At 59.1% G+C, this 15,564-nt stretch carries 14 protein-coding genes; 8 read left to right on the top strand and 6 right to left on the bottom strand.

Features of this window, described 5'->3' with window-relative positions; all coding sequences use genetic code 11:
• Positions 1 to 11: 11 nt before the first annotated feature.
• Complete coding sequence (locus AC1RQB_RS01085; protein WP_008068327.1) at positions 12 to 293, bottom strand: cold shock domain-containing protein; 282 nt, start codon at positions 291 to 293, stop codon at positions 12 to 14.
• Positions 294 to 517: 224 nt separating this feature from the next.
• Between AC1RQB_RS01085 and clpS the strand changes: the two genes are divergently transcribed.
• Together clpS and clpA are read left to right on the top strand one after the other, a co-directional pair.
• Complete coding sequence (clpS, locus tag AC1RQB_RS01080) at positions 518 to 880, top strand: ATP-dependent Clp protease adapter ClpS (protein WP_015094394.1); 363 nt, start codon at positions 518 to 520, stop codon at positions 878 to 880.
• Positions 881 to 910: 30 nt separating this feature from the next.
• Positions 911 to 3,181, top strand: a complete 2,271-nt coding sequence (gene clpA, locus AC1RQB_RS01075; protein WP_007905018.1) for an ATP-dependent Clp protease ATP-binding subunit ClpA — start codon at positions 911 to 913, stop codon at positions 3,179 to 3,181.
• 259 nt (positions 3,182 to 3,440) lie between these two features.
• Here the strand turns inward: clpA and infA are convergent, their stop codons facing one another.
• The 4 genes from infA to trxB form a co-directional block, all read right to left on the bottom strand.
• Entirely contained in the window at positions 3,441 to 3,659 is a 219-nt protein-coding gene (gene infA, locus AC1RQB_RS01070) for a translation initiation factor IF-1 (RefSeq protein ID WP_002553999.1), read from the bottom strand.
• A gap of 225 nt (positions 3,660 to 3,884) precedes the next feature.
• Positions 3,885 to 4,592: an arginyltransferase gene (locus AC1RQB_RS01065; RefSeq protein ID WP_008068329.1), complete on the bottom strand. Its 708-nt coding sequence runs from the start codon at positions 4,590 to 4,592 to the stop codon at positions 3,885 to 3,887.
• A gap of 87 nt (positions 4,593 to 4,679) precedes the next feature.
• Positions 4,680 to 5,360, bottom strand: coding sequence for a leucyl/phenylalanyl-tRNA--protein transferase (gene aat, locus AC1RQB_RS01060; protein ID WP_008068331.1), 681 nt, complete (start codon positions 5,358 to 5,360; stop codon positions 4,680 to 4,682).
• A gap of 67 nt (positions 5,361 to 5,427) precedes the next feature.
• Positions 5,428 to 6,387 (bottom strand): thioredoxin-disulfide reductase, encoded by a 960-nt coding sequence (gene trxB, locus AC1RQB_RS01055; RefSeq protein WP_063343112.1) that lies wholly within the window; start codon positions 6,385 to 6,387, stop codon positions 5,428 to 5,430.
• Positions 6,388 to 6,693: 306 nt separating this feature from the next.
• On the opposite strand from trxB, the gene AC1RQB_RS01050 reads away from it, so the two are divergent.
• The 6 genes from AC1RQB_RS01050 to cysG all read left to right on the top strand — a co-directional run bounded on the left by AC1RQB_RS01050 (position 6,694) and on the right by cysG (position 14,351).
• Positions 6,694 to 9,099: a DNA translocase FtsK gene (locus AC1RQB_RS01050; protein ID WP_063343113.1), complete on the top strand. Its 2,406-nt coding sequence runs from the start codon at positions 6,694 to 6,696 to the stop codon at positions 9,097 to 9,099.
• Positions 9,100 to 9,167: 68 nt separating this feature from the next.
• Positions 9,168 to 9,791, top strand: coding sequence for an outer membrane lipoprotein periplasmic chaperone LolA (lolA, locus tag AC1RQB_RS01045; RefSeq protein WP_007904916.1), 624 nt, complete (start codon positions 9,168 to 9,170; stop codon positions 9,789 to 9,791).
• A 172-nt stretch (positions 9,792 to 9,963) separates the two neighbouring features.
• On the top strand, positions 9,964 to 11,286 hold the full coding sequence (locus tag AC1RQB_RS01040; protein WP_008068335.1) for a replication-associated recombination protein A: 1,323 nt from the start codon (positions 9,964 to 9,966) through the stop codon (positions 11,284 to 11,286).
• On the top strand, positions 11,286 to 11,660 hold the full coding sequence (gene crcB / locus AC1RQB_RS01035; RefSeq protein WP_007904914.1) for a fluoride efflux transporter CrcB: 375 nt from the start codon (positions 11,286 to 11,288) through the stop codon (positions 11,658 to 11,660). Before AC1RQB_RS01040 ends, crcB begins: the two co-directional genes overlap by 1 nt.
• 15 nt (positions 11,661 to 11,675) lie before the next feature.
• On the top strand, positions 11,676 to 12,956 hold the full coding sequence (gene serS, locus AC1RQB_RS01030; RefSeq protein ID WP_007904913.1) for a serine--tRNA ligase: 1,281 nt from the start codon (positions 11,676 to 11,678) through the stop codon (positions 12,954 to 12,956).
• The gene (gene cysG / locus AC1RQB_RS01025; protein WP_063343114.1) at positions 12,957 to 14,351 is read left to right on the top strand and encodes a siroheme synthase CysG; all 1,395 of its coding nucleotides are present in this window, start codon (positions 12,957 to 12,959) and stop codon (positions 14,349 to 14,351) included.
• Between the two features lie 139 nt (positions 14,352 to 14,490).
• Here the strand turns inward: cysG and AC1RQB_RS01020 are convergent, their stop codons facing one another.
• Positions 14,491 to 15,495 (bottom strand): glutathione S-transferase family protein, encoded by a 1,005-nt coding sequence (locus AC1RQB_RS01020; protein ID WP_063343115.1) that lies wholly within the window; start codon positions 15,493 to 15,495, stop codon positions 14,491 to 14,493.
• Between the last annotated feature and the right edge of the window lie 69 nt (positions 15,496 to 15,564).

The raw sequence follows: 15,564 nt of genomic DNA, 5'->3' as shown, positions 1-15,564 counted from the left end.
GACGAGCTGCGTCAGCTCGACACTGTTTCTTGCCGGGTGGCAGGGGTGCTCTGTTCGTTCGAGGGGGTGGCAGCCGCGATCTTTACTGCATGCAGCCCTTTGGGGCCCTGAATGATCTCAAAGCTAACGATTTGTCCGGCCTTGAGGGTCTTGTATCCGTCCATCACAATGGCCGAATAGTGGGCGAAGAAATCGATTTCCTTGCCATCCTCGTCGCGACCTACTGTGGCGTCGGTGTTAATGAAACCGAACCCCTTGGCATTGTTGAACCATTTCACCTTACCGACAGCCATACCCATATCCCTCTGCAACAGACTCCATCACTGGAGTATCATCCAGTTAATCCGCAGTCTAATCTTGCAAATAGATTGACTCCGCGGACCTTTTTTACCCACTGTGGGCTCTATTGTTTGTAACACCGATTTTCCGATAGTCAAGGTGACCGGGCAGTCGGAGTTGAAAACGTTCATAACCGCCCCCACCACTGTATTTGCACAACTGACGAACCTTTCTTTCCATGCATGCAATCAGCCAGATTCGACTAACATTCAATCAGGATCGCCCTGATTTACACGACGACGATTCCGCAGGCATTGCTGTTCAGGAGGCTAAGCCTGCTCTACAGGCGCCACCGATGTACAAGGTGGTTTTGTTCAACGATGACTACACACCGATGGATTTCGTCGTCGAAGTGCTCGAGGTGTTTTTTAACCTGAATCGCGAGCTGGCGACCAAGGTCATGCTGGCCGTCCACACAGAAGGACGGGCAGTATGTGGAGTGTTTACCCGCGACATCGCCGAGACCAAGGCCATGCAGGTCAACCAGTACGCCAGGGAAAGCCAGCATCCGCTACTCTGTGAAATCGAGAAGGACGGTTAATCGCCGACCACTTGGGTATGAGGTGAAGCTATGTTAAACCGCGAGCTCGAAGTCACCCTCAATCTTGCCTTCAAGGAGGCTCGTTCGAAGCGTCATGAATTCATGACCGTCGAACACCTGCTGTTGGCCCTATTGGATAATGAGGCTGCCGCTACCGTTTTGCGTGCCTGCGGCGCAAACCTCGACAAACTCAAGCATGATCTGCAGGAGTTCATCGACTCCACCACGCCATTGATCCCTCTTCATGACGAGGATCGTGAAACCCAGCCAACCCTGGGCTTCCAGCGTGTATTGCAGCGTGCTGTCTTTCACGTACAGAGCTCGGGCAAACGCGAGGTGACTGGTGCTAACGTGCTGGTCGCAATCTTCAGTGAGCAAGAGAGTCAGGCAGTGTTTCTGCTGAAACAGCAGAGCGTTGCGCGCATCGATGTCGTCAACTACATCGCCCATGGCATTTCCAAAGTGCCAGGGCATGGCGATCACTCTGAAGGTGAACAAGATATGCAGGACGACGAGGGCGGTGAGTCTTCTTCTTCAGGCAATCCTCTGGATGCTTATGCCAGCAACCTCAACGAACTCGCGCGCCAGGGGCGTATCGATCCGTTGGTAGGCCGTGAGCTGGAAGTCGAGCGAGTCGCGCAGATCCTCGCGCGTCGTCGCAAAAACAACCCGCTGTTGGTGGGCGAGGCAGGCGTGGGTAAAACCGCGATTGCCGAAGGCCTGGCCAAACGCATTGTCGACAACCAGGTACCGGATCTGCTGGCCAACAGCGTGGTGTATTCCCTCGATCTGGGAGCTTTGCTGGCCGGGACCAAATACCGCGGCGATTTCGAGAAGCGCTTCAAGGCGCTGCTCAATGAGCTGAAAAAACGTCCGCAGGCGATCCTGTTCATCGACGAGATCCACACCATCATTGGTGCGGGCGCTGCGTCCGGTGGCGTCATGGATGCCTCGAACCTGCTCAAGCCATTGCTGTCTTCGGGCGATATTCGCTGCATCGGTTCGACCACGTTCCAGGAATTCCGTGGGATCTTCGAGAAGGACCGTGCCCTGGCTCGGCGCTTCCAGAAGGTCGATGTGTCGGAACCTTCGGTGGAAGACACCATTGGCATTCTGCGTGGCCTGAAAGGCCGTTTTGAAGCGCACCACAACATCGAATACAGCGATGAAGCCCTGCGCGCCGCTGCTGAACTGGCCTCGCGTTACATCAATGACCGGCACATGCCGGACAAGGCCATCGACGTCATCGACGAGGCGGGCGCCTATCAGCGTCTGCAACCGATCGAGAAACGCGTGAAACGTATCGAAGTGCCTCAGGTCGAGGACATCGTTGCGAAAATCGCGCGAATTCCGCCAAAACACGTCACCAGTTCCGACAAAGAGCTGCTGCGTAACCTTGAGCGTGACCTGAAACTCACGGTATTTGGCCAGGATGCGGCGATCGACTCGCTGTCGACTGCGATCAAACTGTCCCGTGCCGGCCTCAAGTCACCTGACAAGCCAGTCGGTTCGTTCCTGTTCGCAGGGCCGACCGGTGTCGGTAAAACCGAAGCCGCGCGGCAACTGGCCAAGGCGTTGGGTGTCGAGCTGGTTCGCTTCGACATGTCCGAGTACATGGAGCGCCACACCGTATCGCGACTGATCGGTGCGCCTCCAGGCTATGTCGGATTCGATCAGGGCGGTCTGCTGACCGAAGCCATCACCAAGCAGCCTCACTGCGTGCTGTTGCTCGATGAAATCGAGAAGGCGCATCCGGAAGTCTTCAACCTGCTGTTGCAGGTCATGGACCACGGGACGCTGACCGATAACAACGGGCGCAAGGCGGACTTCCGTAACGTGATCGTTATCATGACGACCAACGCCGGTGCCGAAACTGCAGCGCGTGCTTCGATCGGTTTCACCTATCAGGACCACTCGTCCGATGCGATGGAAGTGATCAAGAAGAGCTTCACGCCGGAATTCCGTAACCGTCTGGACACCATTATCCAGTTTGGTCGCCTCAGCCATGAGGTCATCAAAAGCGTGGTGGACAAGTTCCTTACCGAACTTCAGGCGCAGCTGGAAGACAAGCGCGTGCAGCTGGAAGTGACGGACGCAGCGCGCGGCTGGCTGGCAGCGAGTGGCTATGACACGGCAATGGGCGCTCGTCCAATGGCGCGTTTGATCCAGGACAAGATCAAGCGTCCGCTGGCCGAAGAGATCCTCTTTGGCGAACTGGCCGACCATGGTGGTGTGGTACACATCGACCTCAAGGACGGCGAGCTGACCTTCGAGTTCGAGACCACGGCTGAAATGGCCTGACGTTAAACCGCAGCAAAGCAAAAAGGCGCCGATTGGCGCCTTTTTGCTGCCTGATCGATTTCAAGCAATAAACACAAAACCCTGTGGGAGCGGGCTTGCCCGCGAAGGCGGCGAAACATTCAGCATCCAGGCAAGCGGACCCACCGCTATCGCGGGCAAGCCCGCTCCCACAGGGTCTGTGCAGCGGCTCGAAATGTGGCAGCTAGTTCACGCACAAACAAAAACGCCCGGCATAGCCGGGCGTTTTGTATTGACTTGATTAGCGAGCGCGGTAGGTGATGCGCCCTTTGCTCAAGTCATAGGGCGTCAGCTCGACGCGCACTTTGTCGCCGGTAAGAATACGGATGTAGTTCTTGCGCATCTTGCCGGAGATATGCGCGGTTACGACGTGCCCATTTTCCAACTCCACACGAAACATGGTGTTGGGCAGGGTGTCGACGACAGTGCCTTCCATTTCGAAGCTGTCTTCTTTCGACATGCAGTAAAGCCCTCGGTGTCCAATGAATGGCCCGGTGCAACTGCGCCAGGCAAAAGCGGCGTGCATTGTGCCCGAAAAATGGGGTTTAAGCCAAGGGGTTAGTGTCCTGTCTCACAAATACGTTCCTCTTTTGGCGAGTGGCTGTTGTCGTCAGGCAAGGAGCGGCAACGCAGCATGATGACAACAGACGCCGTCAAAAAGGAACAGTATTTGCGAGACAGGGCACTAGCTCAGGATGACCCAACGTTGATTAATCAGCAGTTCGATAGGGCGATATTGGGTCTTGTAGCTCATTTTTTTGCAGTTTTTGATCCAGTAGCCGAGATAGACCGCTTCCAGCCCCAGGCGTCGGGCTTCGCCGATTTGCCAGAGAATCGCGTAACGTCCCAGGCTGCGACGCTCCTCGCCGGGCTCGTAGAAGGTGTAGACCGCCGACAAACCGTTGGGCAGCAAGTCAGTGACGGCCACTGCCAGCAGTCGGCCTTCGAGACGGAATTCATAGAAGCGCGAGAACGGCAGGTCGCGCACCAGGAAGGTCGAAAACTGGTCGCGGCTCGGCGGATACATATCGCCGTCGGCATGACGTTGTTCGATGTAGCGCTGATAAAGGTCGAAATACTCTTCGCTGAACTTTGGTCTGGCCGGACGCACCTGTAAGTCGGCATTGCGTTTGACGATGCGTTTCTGCTGACGGTTGGGGGTAAATTGCGCCACAGGAATGCGCGCCGGTACGCACGCATTGCAATGCTGGCAATGGGGCCGGTAGAGATGATCGCCACTGCGACGAAAACCCATTTCCGACAGGTCTGCATAGACATGCACATCCATGGGCTGGCTAGGGTCGAGGAACAGCGTGGTGGCCTGCTCCTCGGGCAGATAACTGCAAGAGTGGGGCTGAGTGGCATAGAACTTCAAACGCGCCAACTCGGTCATGATCAACCCTCGGGATAAGCTTTTGATTAGGGGGCGCTCTCAATTCGTTTCCCCGCATTAAGTGTAAGCCACGCGCGCAAAAGTCGCTCAGCAAACCCAGTTGGCGCGGCCCGGTTGATCCAGGTGTCGTGCAAGGTAGCCAGCAAATTCGCGGCGAGGAATCGCTCGGGCACCCAAACTGTGCAGATGATCGGTAGGCATCTGGCAGTCGATCAGCACAAAACCTGAGTCTTTCAGATGTCGCACCAAGGTGGCGAAGCCATATTTGGAGGCGTTGTCGGCGCGGCTGAACATCGACTCGCCGAAAAACAATTGCCCCATAGCCAGGCCGTAGAGCCCGCCGACCAGCACGCCATCGTCCCAGACCTCCACCGAGTGGGCATAGCCACGCCTGTGCAGTTCGACGTAGGCGTCCTGCATCTCTTGGGTGATCCAGGTGCCGTCAGCGTATTCGCGCGGTGCGGCGCAGGCGCGGATGACCGCGGCAAAATCCCGATCGAAGGTCACTTGATAGCGTTGTTGGCGCAGCAGTTTGTTCAAGCTACGGGAGACATGCAGTTCGTCGGGAAACAGAACCGTGCGCGGATCCGGCGACCACCAGAGAATCGGCTGGCCCTCCGAGAACCACGGAAAGCACCCGTGACGATAGGCTTGAATCAGACGATCGGCGGACAGATCGCCGCCCGCGGCCAGCAGCCCGTTGGGGTCGCGCATGGCTTTTTCCAGCGGCGGGAAGGTCAGGGTGTTGCGTTGTAACCAAGTCAGCATGGCATCCGGGCTTGCAGAAGGGGAGGGCGGTAGCGGGCCGTTGAGCCCGCCTTGAGGAGGTTAACCGTCAAACGGTGGGGATGTCATCGAGATACTTCTCGGCATCCAGCGCGGCCATGCAGCCGGCCCCGGCGGACGTCACCGCCTGGCGGTAAATATGATCGGCCACGTCACCGGCGGCGAACACGCCTGCAATGTCCGTGGCGGTGGCATCACCTTCGCTGCCGCCCTTGATCAGCAGATAACCGTCGCGCATTTTCAGCTGGCCCTGGAACAGGTCGGTATTGGGCTTGTGGCCGATGGCGATGAATACACCGGCCAAAGGCAATTCATTGGTTTCGCCCGTATGGCTGTGGCGCAGGCGGGCACCGGTCACGCCGCTGGCATCGCCCAATACTTCGTCCAGATTCTGGTTCCAGTGCAGGCGGATATTGCCGTTGGCGGCTTTTTCGAAGAGCTTGTCCTGGAGGATCTTCTCCGAGCGCAATTTGTCGCGACGGTGAATCAAATGAACTTCCTTGGCGATGTTCGACAGGTACAGCGCTTCTTCCACGGCCGTGTTACCTCCGCCGACCACCGCGACTACCTGGTTGCGGTAAAAGAAGCCATCGCAGGTGGCGCAGGCCGAAACTCCTTTGCCGGCAAAGGCTTCTTCCGATGGCAGCCCCAGGTATTGGGCCGAAGCGCCCGTGGCGATAATCAGCGCATCGCAGGTGTAGGTGCCGCTGTCGCCGATAAGCTCGAACGGGCGCTGTTGCAACTTGGCCGTATGGATGTGGTCGTAAACGATCTCTGTGTCGAAGCGTTCGGCGTGTTTTTGCATGCGTTCCATCAGTACCGGGCCGGTCAGGCCTTCGACGTCGCCGGGCCAGTTGTCGACTTCGACGGTGGTGGTCAGCTGGCCACCTGCCTGTATGCCGGTGATGACAACGGGTTTGAGGTTGGCGCGAGCGGCATAAACGGCTGCGCTGTAACCGGCGGGCCCGGAACCCAGAATGATCAGGCGGGAATGCTTCGCTTCAGTCATAAAAACACCTCATAAGCCTTTGTCACAAAAGAGAATGCATGCTCAAATTGGACCGCGCGTACTGTGCTGTTGGCTATGCTGCACCCAAGGGTCTCAAGCATGGCATCGGGTGAACAAACCCGTACAATGCTCGCTTGTAACAGTGTTTGTATCAAAAAAGCGGTGCGTGCCGTATTTCGAAAAACCGGGGCGCAGTGTTAAAAGTAGTCCCAGTTGCGCCTGTTAACTTTTTTACCTGCCTGGATTGGGCAGTTTTTATAGTCATTCAACAGATGGACGCGCCATGGGCGCAGGAAAAGAAGCGTTTTGAAGAAATCCACCGCAGCACCTAAAACAGTCGTCCCGCTCTGGCGCCAGCAATTGCACTACCGGCTCAAGGAAGGTGCATTGATCGCCATCGGCGCCTTGTGCCTGTTCCTGATGATGGCTTTGTTGACTTATGGCAAAGACGATCCGGGCTGGAGCCATAACAGCAAGATCGACGATGTGCAGAACTTCGGCGGGCCTGCCGGCTCTTACAGCGCCGACATCCTGTTCATGGTCCTGGGTTACTTCGCCTACATTTTCCCGTTGCTGCTGGCGATCAAGGCGTATCAGATCTTCCGCCAGCGCCATGAGCCGTGGCAGTGGAGCGGCTGGTTGTTCTCCTGGCGCCTGATCGGCCTGGTATTCCTGGTGCTGTCGGGTGCAGCGCTGGCCCACATCCATTTCCATGCGGCGACCGGTCTGCCGGCCGGCGCGGGCGGCGCTTTGGGCGAAAGCCTCGGCGATCTGGCCCGGAACGCGCTGAACATCCAGGGCAGCACGTTGTTGTTCATCGCGCTGTTCCTGTTCGGCCTGACGGTGTTCACCGACCTGTCGTGGTTCAAGGTGATGGACGTCACCGGCAAGATCACCCTTGATCTGTTCGAACTGTTTCAGGGCGCGGCCAATCGCTGGTGGGCGGCCCGTGTCGAACGCAAGCAACTGGTTGCCCAGCTGCGTGAGGTCGATGATCGCGTGCATGACGTGGTCGCGCCGACCGTCACCGACAAACGCGAGCAGGCCAAGGTCAAGGAGCGCCTGATCGAGCGTGAGCAAGCCCTGAGCAAGCACATGTTCGAACGCGAGAAGCAGGTACCGCCGGTGATTGCCCCGGCTCCGCCCAAACCGGCAGCTCCCAGCAAGCGCGTGGAAAAAGAGAAACAGGCGCCGTTGTTCGTCGACAGCGCCGTGGAAGGCACCTTGCCGCCGATTTCGATTCTCGACCCCGCAGAAAAGAAACAACTCAATTATTCGCCCGAATCCCTGGCGGCCGTCGGCCACTTGCTGGAAATCAAGCTCAAGGAATTCGGCGTCGAAGTTTCGGTGGATTCGATTCACCCGGGCCCGGTGATTACCCGTTACGAAATCCAGCCAGCGGCCGGCGTCAAAGTCAGCCGCATCTCCAACCTGGCGAAAGACCTGGCCCGTTCCCTGGCTGTGACCAGCGTGCGTGTCGTGGAAGTGATTCCGGGCAAGACCACGGTCGGTATCGAGATCCCTAACGAAGACCGGCAGATCGTGCGGTTCTCCGAGGTCTTGTCGACCCCCGAGTACGATAACTTCAAGTCCCCGGTCACCCTGGCCCTGGGTCATGATATCGGCGGCAAGCCGGTCATCACCGACCTGGCGAAAATGCCGCACTTGCTGGTGGCCGGTACGACCGGTTCCGGTAAGTCGGTGGGCGTGAACGCGATGATCCTGTCGATTCTGTTCAAGTCTGGCCCGGAAGACGCCAAGCTGATTATGATCGACCCGAAAATGCTTGAGCTGTCGATCTACGAAGGCATTCCGCACCTGCTGTGCCCGGTGGTCACCGACATGAAGGACGCCGCCAACGCCTTGCGCTGGAGCGTCGCCGAGATGGAACGGCGCTACAAGCTGATGGCGAAAATGGGCGTGCGTAACCTGTCGGGCTTCAACGCCAAGGTCAAGGAAGCCCAGGACGCCGGCGAGCCGTTGAGCGATCCGCTGTACAAGCGCGAAAGCATCCACGACGAGGCCCCGTTGCTGCAAAAGTTGCCGACCATCGTCGTGGTCGTGGACGAATTCGCCGACATGATGATGATCGTCGGCAAGAAGGTTGAAGAGCTGATCGCCCGTATTGCCCAGAAGGCCCGTGCGGCGGGTATCCACTTGATTCTTGCGACCCAGCGTCCGTCGGTGGACGTGATCACCGGTCTGATCAAGGCGAACATTCCGACCCGTATGGCGTTCCAGGTATCGAGCAAGATCGATTCGCGGACCATCATCGACCAGGGTGGCGCCGAACAACTGCTGGGCCACGGTGATATGTTGTACATGCCACCGGGCACCAGTCTGCCGATTCGTGTTCACGGCGCGTTCGTGTCCGATGATGAGGTTCACCGGGTGGTTGAAGCCTGGAAACTGCGCGGCGCACCGGAATACAACGACGACATTCTCGCCGGTGTCGAAGAGCCCGGTAGCGGCTTTGAAAACGGCGGCGGTGGCGGTGACGATGATGCCGAAACCGATGCGCTCTACGACGAAGCGGTGCAGTTCGTACTGGAAAGCCGTCGTGCGTCCATCTCCGCGGTTCAGCGCAAGCTGAAAATCGGCTACAACCGCGCGGCGCGCATGATCGAAGCCATGGAAATGGCCGGGGTCGTGACGTCCATGAACACCAACGGTTCGCGTGAAGTCCTGGCCCCTGGCCCGGTGCGCGACTGATCCGGTTTTGAAAGGGGCGGTGTCTTGAGGCGCCGCCCGCACTCCCACGAATGTTTATGAGGACTCCCATGCGTCTTATCCGCATGTTGCTGCTGCCGGTACTGGCTTTGACCACGCTCTCGGCCCACGCCGATGACAAGGACGTGGCGCGTCTGACTCAACTGCTGGAAAAATCCCAGACCCTGACCGCGCGTTTCTCCCAGCTGACTCTTGATGGCAGCGGCACCCAGTTGCAGGAAACCGCCGGTCAAATGTCCTTGCAGCGCCCGGGCCTGTTCTACTGGCACACCGATGCGCCGCAAGAGCAACTGATGGTGTCCGACGGCAAGAAGGTTTCCCTGTGGGACCCGGACCTGGAGCAGGTCACCATCAAGACCCTCGACCAGCGCCTGACACAGACTCCGGCCCTGTTGTTGTCCGGTGACGTGTCCAAGATCAGCCAGAGCTTCGACATCAGCGCCAAGGAAGCTGGCGGCGTGATCGACTTCACCCTGAAGCCGAAAACCAAAGACACCCTGTTCGACAGCCTGCGTCTGTCGTTCCGCAACGGTCTGGTCAATGACATGCAACTGATTGATAGCGTCGGTCAGCGCACTAATATCCTGTTCACCGGCGTGAAGGCCAACGAGCCGATTCCGGCGTCCAAGTTCAAGTTCGACATCCCCAAGGGTGCCGACGTGATCCAGGAATAAAGAGCAGAACATAGAACCTGTGGGAGCGGGCTTGCCCGCGATGGCGGTATTACATTCAATATCAATGTCGACTGATCCGACGCTATCGCGGGCAAGCCCGCTCCCACAGGTATCGCGCTGTTCAATCCTTGACTGATCGGCATCAGGACCCAGTGAGGTTTCATAAGTAGTGATGGACCTGTTTCGCAGCGCCCCGATTGCTCAGCCCTTGGCCGCACGCCTGCGCGCGACCAATCTGGACGAGTACGTCGGTCAGGAACACCTGCTCGCTCGCGGCAAGCCTTTGCGCGAAGCGCTGGAGCAGGGTGCCCTGCATTCGATGATTTTCTGGGGGCCGCCGGGGGTGGGTAAAACCACGTTGGCGCGGCTGCTCGCGGAAGTCTCCGATGCGCACTTCGAAACGGTTTCGGCGGTGCTGGCCGGCGTGAAGGAAATCCGCCAGGCGGTGGAAGTCGCCAAGCAGCAGGCCGGGCAGTACGGTAAACGCACCATCCTGTTCGTCGACGAAGTGCATCGCTTCAACAAGTCCCAGCAGGATGCGTTCCTGCCGTACGTTGAAGACGGCACGCTGATTTTCATCGGCGCGACCACCGAAAACCCCTCATTCGAACTCAATAACGCGCTCTTGTCCCGGGCGCGTGTCTATGTGCTCAAAAGCCTCGACGAAGCGGCCCTGCGCAAACTGGTGCATCGCGCATTGACCGAAGAGCGTGGGTTGGGCAAGCGGCAACTGACCCTCAGCGATGAAGGTTTCCAGATGCTGTTGTCCGCCGCCGATGGCGATGGCCGGCGTCTGCTCAACCTGCTGGAAAACGCCTCGGACCTGGCCGAAGACAACAGCGAAATCGGCGTCGACCTGCTGCAAAGTCTGCTCGGTGACACTCGTCGGCGCTTTGACAAGGGCGGCGAAGCCTTCTACGACCAGATCTCCGCGCTGCATAAGTCGGTGCGCGGTTCCAATCCCGATGGCGCGCTGTACTGGTTCGCGCGGATGATCGACGGCGGTTGTGACCCGCTGTACCTGGCCCGGCGCGTGGTGCGCATGGCCAGCGAAGACATCGGCAACGCCGATCCTCGCGCCCTGAGCCTGTGCCTGGCGGCGTGGGAAGTGCAGGAGCGGCTCGGCAGCCCCGAAGGTGAGTTGGCAGTGGCCCAGGCCATTACGTATCTGGCCTGCGCGCCGAAAAGCAATGCGGTGTACATGGGCTTTAAAGCCGCGATACGCAGCGCCACCGAACACGGTTCGCTCGAAGTGCCGCTGCACTTGCGCAATGCGCCGACCAAGTTGATGAAGCAATTGGGTTATGGCGATGAATACCGTTATGCCCACGATGAACCGGATGCCTACGCCGCTGGCGAAGACTACTTCCCGGACGAGCTCGAACCGCAACGGTTTTATCAGCCCGTGCCCCGCGGCCTGGAACTGAAAATCGGCGAAAAGCTTAATCACCTCGCGCAGCTTGATCGTCTAAGCCCCCGGCAGCGGAGAAAATAGTGATTGCATTGATCGTTGCCGTTTCTGTCGGCGGTGTCGCCGGCACGCTATTGCGCTTCGCCACCGGTAACTGGATCAACGCGAATTGGCCGCGGCACTTCTATACCGCGACGCTGGCCGTTAATATCGTGGGCTGTTTGCTGATCGGCGTTCTATACGGTCTGTTTTTGATTCGCCCGGAGGTACCGTTTGCGGTGCGCGCCGGGTTGATGGTCGGCTTCCTCGGGGGGCTGACGACTTTTTCATCCTTTTCACTGGATACGGTGCGCCTGCTGGAAACCGGGCAAGTGCCGCTGGCCCTGGGCTATGCGGTCATCAGCGTATTCGGCGGGCTGCTCGCCACCTGGGCTGGCCTGTCCTTGACCAAACTTTGATAACGAGAAACCGACATGCTCGATTCCAAACTGTTACGTAGCAACCTTCAGGACGTAGCGGACCGCCTGGCATCCCGTGGCTTTGCCCTGGATGTTGCGCGCATCGAAGCGCTGGAAGAACAGCGCAAGACCGTCCAGACCCGCACCGAAGCTCTGCAGGCTGAACGTAACGCGCGCTCCAAATCCATCGGTCAGGCCAAGCAGCGCGGCGAAGACATCGCGCCGTTGATGGCGGACGTCGAGCGCATGGCGGGTGAGTTGAGCGCCGGTAAAGTCGAGCTGGACGCGATTCAGACCGAGCTGGATTCGATCTTGCTGGGTATTCCGAACCTGCCGCACGAATCGGTGCCGGTCGGCGATGACGAAGAAGGCAACGTTGAAGTGCGCCGCTGGGGCACGCCTAAAGCTTTCGAGTTCCCGGTTCAGGACCATGTGGCCCTGGGCGAGAAGTTCGGCTGGCTGGACTTCGAAACCGCCGCCAAGCTGTCCGGCGCCCGTTTCGCCCTGCTGCGCGGCCCGATCGCCCGTCTGCACCGTGCCCTGGCACAGTTCATGATCAACCTGCACATCAACGAACACGGTTACGAAGAGGCTTACACCCCGTACCTGGTGCAGGCGCCTGCGTTGCAGGGCACCGGTCAGTTGCCGAAGTTCGAAGAAGACCTGTTCAAGATCAGCCGCGAAGGCGAAGCCGATCTGTACCTGATCCCGACCGCTGAAGTGTCGCTGACCAACATCGTCGCTGGCGAAATCGTCGATTCGAAACTGCTGCCGATCAAGTTCGTGGCGCACACGCCGTGCTTCCGCAGCGAGGCCGGTGCATCGGGTCGCGACACTCGCGGCATGATCCGTCAGCACCAGTTCGACAAGGTCGAGATGGTGCAGATCGTTGAACCATCGACCTCGATGCAAGCGCTGGAAAACCTGACGGCCAACGCCGAAAAAGTCCTGCAGCTGCTGGAACTGCCGTATCGCACCCTGGCGCTGTGCACGGGCGACATGGGCTTCAGCGCGGTCAAGACCTACGATCTGGAAGTGTGGATTCCGAGCCAGGACAAATACCGCGAAATCTCGTCGTGCTCCAACTGCGGCGATTTCCAGGCCCGCCGCATGCAAGCGCGTTTCCGCAACCCGGAAACCGGCAAACCTGAGCTGGTTCACACCCTGAACGGTTCCGGCCTGGCGGTTGGTCGTACCCTGGTGGCGGTGCTCGAGAACTACCAGCAGGCCGACGGTTCGATCCGTGTGCCTGAGGTGCTCAAGCCGTACATGGGTGGCCTTGAGGTCATCGGCTAAATGGACTATCTGCCGCTGTTTCATAACCTTCGCGGCAGTCGTGTATTGGTCGTCGGCGGAGGGGAGATTGCCTTGCGCAAATCCCGCCTGCTGGCCGAAGCCGGTGCGCTGCTGCGGGTAGTTGCACCGCAAATCGAACCGCAACTGCGCGAGCTGGTGGTCAGCAGCGGTGGCGAGTGCCTGGTGCGTGGCTACGTCGAGGCGGATCTGGACGGTTGCGGGCTGATCATCGCCGCCACCGACGACGAACCGCTGAACGCGCAAGTCTCCGCCGATGCTCATCGGCGTTGCGTGCCGGTCAACGTGGTGGACGCGCCGGCCCTGTGCAGCGTGATCTTCCCGGCGATCGTCGACCGTTCTCCGCTGATCATTGCGGTGTCCAGCGGCGGTGATGCGCCGGTGCTGGCGCGGTTGATTCGCGCCAAGCTGGAAACCTGGATTCCTTCCACCTACGGGCAACTGGCCGGTCTGGCGGCGCGTTTCCGCAATCAGGTCAAAGGCCTGTTTCCGGATGTGCAACAGCGCCGGGCGTTCTGGGAGGATGTATTCCAGGGCCCGATTGCCGACCGGCAACTGGCCGGGCAGGGCGCCGAGGCCGAGCGCTTGATGCTGGCGAAAATCAATGGTGAAGCGCCTGTCGCTACCGGCGAGGTTTATCTGGTGGGTGCCGGGCCGGGTGACCCCGACCTGTTGACCTTCCGCGCCTTGCGTCTGATGCAGCAAGCTGATGTGGTGCTGTATGACCGTTTGGTGGCGCCGGCGATTCTGGATTTGTGCCGTCGCGATGCCGAGCGGGTCTACGTTGGCAAGCGCCGCGCCGATCACGCCGTGCCTCAGGAACAGATCAACCAGCATCTGGTGGATCTGGCCAAGGCCGGCAAGCGCGTGGTGCGCTTGAAGGGCGGCGATCCGTTTATCTTCGGGCGCGGCGGTGAAGAGATCGAAGAACTGGCCGCTCATGGCATTCCGTTCCAGGTCGTCCCGGGCATTACCGCGGCCAGTGGTTGCGCGGCCTATGCCGGGATTCCGCTGACTCATCGCGATTACGCGCAGTCGGTGCGGTTCGTCACCGGGCACCTCAAGGACGGTTCCACCGATTTGCCGTGGGCAGACCTGGTCGCGCCGGCGCAAACCCTGGTGTTTTACATGGGGCTGGTGGGCCTGCCGATCATCTGCGAGCAGTTGATCAAGCACGGTCGCGCGGCCGATACCCCGGCGGCGTTGATCCAGCAGGGCACCACGGTCAATCAGCGGGTGTTTACCGGCACCCTGGCCGACCTTCCACGGCTGGTGGCGGAGCATGAAGTACATGCGCCGACGCTGGTGATCGTCGGGGAAGTGGTGCAACTGCGCGAGAAACTGGCGTGGTTTGAGGGGGCTCAGGCGCAAGTCTGAGGACCGAGTTGTTCCCTTCGCGAGCAAGCCCGCTCCCACATTAGACCGTGTTCAGCCACAGATTCATGGTCAGACACAGATCAAATGTGGGAGCGGGCTTGCTCGCGAAGAGGCCCTCAAAACCACCCCCATGCTCAGATCAGAACTCAGCTTTACGCCAAACCCCTTTCCCCTTCAACCGCTCCCGATCATGAGCCGCAGTGAAATCCTGCTCAGGCCCTTTCGGCACGATCCCGGTCGGATTGATGGTCTTGTGGCTACCGTAGTAGTGGTTCTTGATGTGGGTGAAATCCACCGTCTCGGCTATCCCCGGCCACTGATAAATCTCCCGTAGCCAGTTCGACAGGTTCGGATAATCGGCAATCCGCCGCAAATTGCATTTGAAGTGGCCGTAATACACAGCATCAAAGCGAATCAGGGTGGTGAATAGCCTGATGTCGGCTTCGGTCAGGTATTCACCCGTCAGGTAACGATTGGCGCCCAGCAATTGCTCCAGCCGATCCAGTTCAGCAAATAACTCATCGAACGCTTCTTCATAAGCCTGCTGCGAGGTGGCAAACCCGGCGCGGTACACGCCGTTGTTCACCGCCGGATAAATCCGCTCGTTCATGGCGTCGATTTCGTTTCGCAAGGGTGCCGGGTAGAAATCCAGGTCATTGCCGGTCAGCTCATTAAAAGCACTGTTGAACATGCGGATGATTTCCGCCGACTCATTGTTGACGATGCGATTCGTCTGTTTGTCCCACAGCACCGGCACCGTGACGCGGCCGGTGTAGTCGGCGGTATCGGTGGTGTAGCGCTGGTGCATGAAATTGAAGTGATCGAGCTTGTCGCCGGTCGAGCCCAGGTTCTTGTCAAAGGTCCAGCCGTTTTCCAGCATCAACCAACTGACCACCGACACGTCGATCAGATTTTCGATGCCTTTGAGTTTGCGCAGGATCAGCGTGCGATGGGCCCACGGGCAGGCGAGGGAGACGTAGAGATGATAGCGACCGGCCTCGGCCGCAAAGCCGCCGACGCCGCTCGGGCCTGGCTTGCCGTCGGCGGTCAGCCAGTGGCGACGCTGCGCCTGTTCGCGCTGGAACGTGCCGTCCTTGCTTTCATACCACTGATCTTGCCAGCGGCCTTCGACTAACAAACCCATGTTCAAAACTCCTCAACCGATAAGCGTTGGAGAGGAGTCTATGCGCATGGGTTCGAACAAAAAGCGCAA

The organism is Pseudomonas sp. GW822-FHT02E03 (genome assembly GCF_058802325.1).
Note: the sequence above shows the minus strand (reverse complement) of the source record. Positions and strands in the feature narration are given on the sequence as shown.